General features: G+C 57.1%; 6 protein-coding genes. 5 read left to right on the top strand and 1 reads right to left on the bottom strand.

The window, feature by feature from the left end; genetic code table 11:
- The 5 genes from JWR17_RS05130 to JWR17_RS05150 form a co-directional block, all read left to right on the top strand.
- The coding region (locus JWR17_RS05130) for a bL21 family ribosomal protein (protein ID WP_299828955.1) at positions 1–96 on the top strand (96 nt) is incomplete at its 5' end.
- Positions 97–130: 34 nt separating this feature from the next.
- Complete coding sequence (gene rpmA, locus JWR17_RS05135) at positions 131–415, top strand: 50S ribosomal protein L27 (protein WP_297836646.1); 285 nt, start codon at positions 131–133, stop codon at positions 413–415.
- Positions 416–626: 211 nt separating this feature from the next.
- Positions 627–1,850, top strand: a complete 1,224-nt coding sequence (gene cgtA, locus JWR17_RS05140) for an Obg family GTPase CgtA (protein WP_299828951.1) — start codon at positions 627–629, stop codon at positions 1,848–1,850.
- 88 nt (positions 1,851–1,938) lie between these two features.
- Positions 1,939–3,057 carry a glutamate 5-kinase gene (proB, locus tag JWR17_RS05145; RefSeq protein WP_299828957.1) on the top strand — a complete coding sequence of 373 codons (1,119 nt, stop codon included), beginning with the start codon at positions 1,939–1,941 and terminating at the stop codon, positions 3,055–3,057.
- Between the two features lie 30 nt (positions 3,058–3,087).
- Entirely contained in the window at positions 3,088–3,561 is a 474-nt protein-coding gene (locus JWR17_RS05150; protein WP_299828953.1) for a CreA family protein, read from the top strand.
- Positions 3,562–3,719: 158 nt separating this feature from the next.
- Here the strand turns inward: JWR17_RS05150 and rpsT are convergent, their stop codons facing one another.
- Positions 3,720–3,998, bottom strand: a complete 279-nt coding sequence (rpsT, locus tag JWR17_RS05155) for a 30S ribosomal protein S20 (RefSeq protein WP_299828959.1) — start codon at positions 3,996–3,998, stop codon at positions 3,720–3,722.
- Positions 3,999–4,021: the final 23 nt, after the last annotated feature.

Consider the following 4,021-nt stretch of genomic DNA (forward strand, 5'->3'; position numbering starts at 1 on the left):
CGCATCATCAAGTTCCGTCGTCGTAAGCACCACATGAAGCGTATGGGCCACCGCCAGTGGTACACCGAGATCAAAATCACCGGTATTCAGGCTTAATTCAGCCTAATCCTCTATTTGGAGTATTGAACTCATGGCACACAAAAAAGCTGGTGGTAGTACCCGTAACGGTCGTGACTCAGAGGCCAAACGCCTTGGCGTCAAGATGTATGGCGGCCAGGCAATCATTCCGGGCAACATCATCGTGCGTCAGCGCGGCACCCAATTCCACGCTGGCTACGGCGTTGGCATGGGTAAAGATCACACCCTGTTCGCGAAAGTGGAAGGCGTGATCAAGTTCCAGGTTAAAGGCGCCTTCGGTCGTCGTTACGTGAGCATCGTCCCGAAGACTGCAGCTGCAGTAGTCGTCGCGGCATAATTACGTAGTTGCTGGAAAAGCCCTGTCTCGCGACGGGGCTTTTTTGTTTGTACGTGTAGGTGAGTCTCTTGCAAAACTGTTTGTGCGGGCTGTTGTGATGTGGACCTCTGAGGTCGCTGGTTTCTGATCGGTATCGCAACGCTCATTTTTGGCAAGAGTCTTATATTTTTGTACTATTCAGCTCGTCCCTGTGGCGAGAGGCGTGCTTTAAATGAAGTTTGTTGATGAAGTTTCCATCCGCGTAAAAGCGGGCGATGGCGGCAACGGTTGCATGAGTTTCCGTCGCGAAAAATTTATCGAAAACGGCGGCCCTAACGGCGGTGATGGCGGTGACGGCGGTTCGATCTATATGATCGCCGACGAAAACCTCAACACCCTGGTCGACTACCGTTACACCCGTCACTTTGATGCTGAGCGCGGTTCCAACGGCGGCAGCGCCGACTGCACCGGGAAGAAAGGTGAAGAGATGGTCCTGCGTGTGCCGGTCGGCACCACGGTCATCGATGCTGCGACCCAGGAAATCATTGGCGACCTGACCAAGGCTGGCCAGCGTTTGCTGGTGGCGAGTGGCGGCTGGCACGGCCTGGGTAACACCCGTTTCAAATCCAGTACCAATCGGGCGCCTCGTCAGACTTCGCCGGGCAAGTTCGGTGATCAGCGTGACCTGAAACTGGAATTGAAAGTGCTGGCGGACGTCGGTCTGCTGGGCTTGCCCAATGCTGGCAAAAGCACCTTTATCCGGTCTGTTTCCGCGGCCAAGCCGAAAGTGGCGGACTATCCGTTCACCACGCTGGTCCCGAACCTGGGCGTTGTCAGCGTCGACCGCTGGAAAAGCTTTGTGGTTGCCGACATTCCGGGCTTGATCGAAGGCGCCTCCGACGGCGCTGGCCTCGGCATTCGCTTCCTCAAGCACTTGGCGCGCACCCGTTTGCTGCTGCACCTCGTCGATATGGCGCCGCTGGATGAAACCAGTGCTCCGGACGCGGCGGAAGTCATCGTCAACGAATTGGTCAAGTTCAGCCCTTCTCTGGCCGAGCGTGATCGTTGGTTGGTGCTGAACAAGTGCGATCAAATCCTGGAAGAAGAGCATGAAGAGCGGGTCAAGGAAATCGTTGACCGTTTGGAGTGGACGGGTCCGGTCTATGTGATCTCGGCAATCTCCAAGTTGGGCACCGAGGCGCTTTGCCGCGACATCATGCGTTACCTCGAAGAGCGTAACCTGCGTATCGTTGAGGACCCGGTTTATGCGCGTGAGCTGGCTGAGCTGGATCAGAACATCGAAAATGAAGCCCGTGCACAGCTGCAAGCGCTGGATGATGCCCGTACCTTGCGCCGCACTGGCGTGAAGAGCGTGCTCGACCCGGAAGAAGATGTCTGGGGCGATGATGACGAGGACGATGAAGACGGTCCGGAAATCATTTACGTCCGTGACTGATAGGGTGCAGTAAACTGAACGCCGCTATTATTAGCGGCGTTTTTGTATCTCGAATTAATCAAAATTCTCTGGCTAAGGTTGGAAGATGATGCGCAGCAAAGTGACAGGTGCCCAGCGCTGGGTCGTGAAAATCGGCAGTGCGCTGCTGACCGCTGACGGCAAAGGGTTGGACCGGGCGGCTATGGCTGTTTGGGTCAAGCAGATGGTGGCGCTGCAAGAAGCAGGCGTCGAACTGATTCTGGTGTCTTCCGGGGCCGTTGCTGCCGGTATGAGTCGCTTGGGTTGGACCGTCCGACCCAGCGCGATGCACGAGCTGCAAGCGGCTGCTGCCATCGGTCAGATGGGCCTGGTGCAGGCCTGGGAGTCGAGCTTTGCTGAGCATGGTCGCCATACTGCGCAGATTCTGCTGACCCATGACGACTTGTCTGACCGTAAACGCTACCTGAACGCACGCAGCACCCTGCGCACCCTGGTGGGGCTCGGTGTGGTGCCGGTGATCAATGAAAACGACACCGTGGTCACTGACGAAATCCGTTTCGGCGATAACGACACGTTGGCAGCGCTGGTAGCAAACCTGGTCGAGGCCGACCTGTTGGTGATTTTGACCGACCGCGACGGCATGTTCGATGCCGACCCGCGCAACAACCCCAATGCGAAGTTGATCAGCGAGGCCCGTGCTGATGATCCGGCGCTGGACGCTGTGGCAGGCGGTACTGGTGGCGCGCTGGGTCGCGGCGGGATGCAGACCAAGTTGCGCGCTGCGCGTCTGGCGGCGCGTTCCGGTGCGTACACGGTGATTGTCGGAGGACTGATCGATCGTGTGCTGGCGCGCCTTAAAGAGGGTGAACAGCTAGGCACGTTACTGTCTCCCGAGCGAGAAATGCTCGCGGCACGCAAGCAATGGCTGGCTGGGCATCTGCAAACGCGCGGCACCCTGGTGCTTGATGCTGGCGCAGTCACCGCCTTGGCGGAAGGTCATCGAAGCCTGTTGCCGGTGGGCGTCAAGCTGGTGCAGGGCAGCTTTCGTCGCGGCGAGATGGTGGTGTGTGTCGCGCCGGATGGTCGGGAAATTGCCCGGGGCTTGAGTAACTACAGTGCTCTGGAAGCACAAAAGATCATTGGCCAGTCTTCGGACGCCATTGTTCGGGTGCTGGGCTATATGGCCGAGCCCGAGTTGGTGCATCGCGATAATCTGATTTTGGTCTGAACAGCTGCGACCTGTTAAGGAAGATGAAAGATGCGAATTGTAAGTGGATTGTTGGGCGTTCTGTTGACCTTGCCGGTGCTGGCCTCGGCAGAGGAAATTGGCTCTGTGTCAACCGTGTTCAAGTTTGTTGGGCCCAACGACCGCATTGTGATCGAGGCGTTTGACGACCCCAAAGTCGAAGGCGTGACGTGCTACCTGTCTCGGGCCAAGACCGGCGGCGTGAAGGGTGGCCTGGGTCTGGCCGAAGATCGCGCCGAGGCGTCCATTGCGTGCCGTCAGGTGGGGCCGATCAAGTTCAAGGAACAGCTCAAAGACGGCGACGAAGTATTTAAAGAGCGTACGTCGTTGGTATTCAAGACCATGCAAGTGGTCCGCTTCCTCGACAAGGCGCGCAACACGCTGGTGTATCTGGTCTACAGCGACCGAGTCATAGAAGGCAGCCCGCAAAACGCAGTCACCGCCATTCCAATCGTGCCGTGGGTGCCGGCTCCGCCAGTGCAGTAAGGCGTCCCTCTCTAGGAGCCAACTTGTTGGCGAGAGGTCTTATATGGCGTTCCCGGTCAGCCGCCTCGCCAACAAGTTGGCTCCTACAGGTGGGGGTTCTACAAATCGCAGGCAATAAAAAACCGACCCTGAGGTCGGTTTTTTAAAAAGCTTATTGCTTAAGCGGCAACAGCAAGGTTCAGAGCCTTGACGTGACCGTTCAGGCGGCTCTTATGGCGAGCGGCTTTGTTCTTGTGGATGATACCTTTATCGGCCATACGGTCGATAATTGGCACAGCCAGAGTGTAAGCAGCTTGCGCTTTTTCAGCGTCTTTAGCGTCAACGGCTTTAACCACATTCTTGATGTAGGTACGAACCATGGAACGCATGCTGGCGTTGTGGCTGCGACGCTTCTCAGCCTGTTTTGCACGTTTTTTGGCGGAAGGTGTGTTGGCCACCGTCGAGCTCCTCGAAAGACTTG

Source organism: Pseudomonas sp., from assembly GCF_028293835.1.
GTDB lineage: Bacteria > Pseudomonadota > Gammaproteobacteria > Pseudomonadales > Pseudomonadaceae > Aquipseudomonas.

Excerpts from the sequence above, each read along its gene's own strand:
- rpmA (WP_297836646.1), top strand. The coding sequence starts at position 131 with ATGGCACACAAAAAAGCTGGTGGTAGTACCCGTAACGGTCGTGACTCA.
- cgtA (WP_299828951.1), top strand. The coding sequence starts at position 627 with ATGAAGTTTGTTGATGAAGTTTCCATCCGCGTAAAAGCGGGCGATGGC.
- proB (WP_299828957.1), top strand. The coding sequence starts at position 1,939 with ATGCGCAGCAAAGTGACAGGTGCCCAGCGCTGGGTCGTGAAAATCGGC.
- JWR17_RS05150 (WP_299828953.1), top strand. The coding sequence starts at position 3,088 with ATGCGAATTGTAAGTGGATTGTTGGGCGTTCTGTTGACCTTGCCGGTG.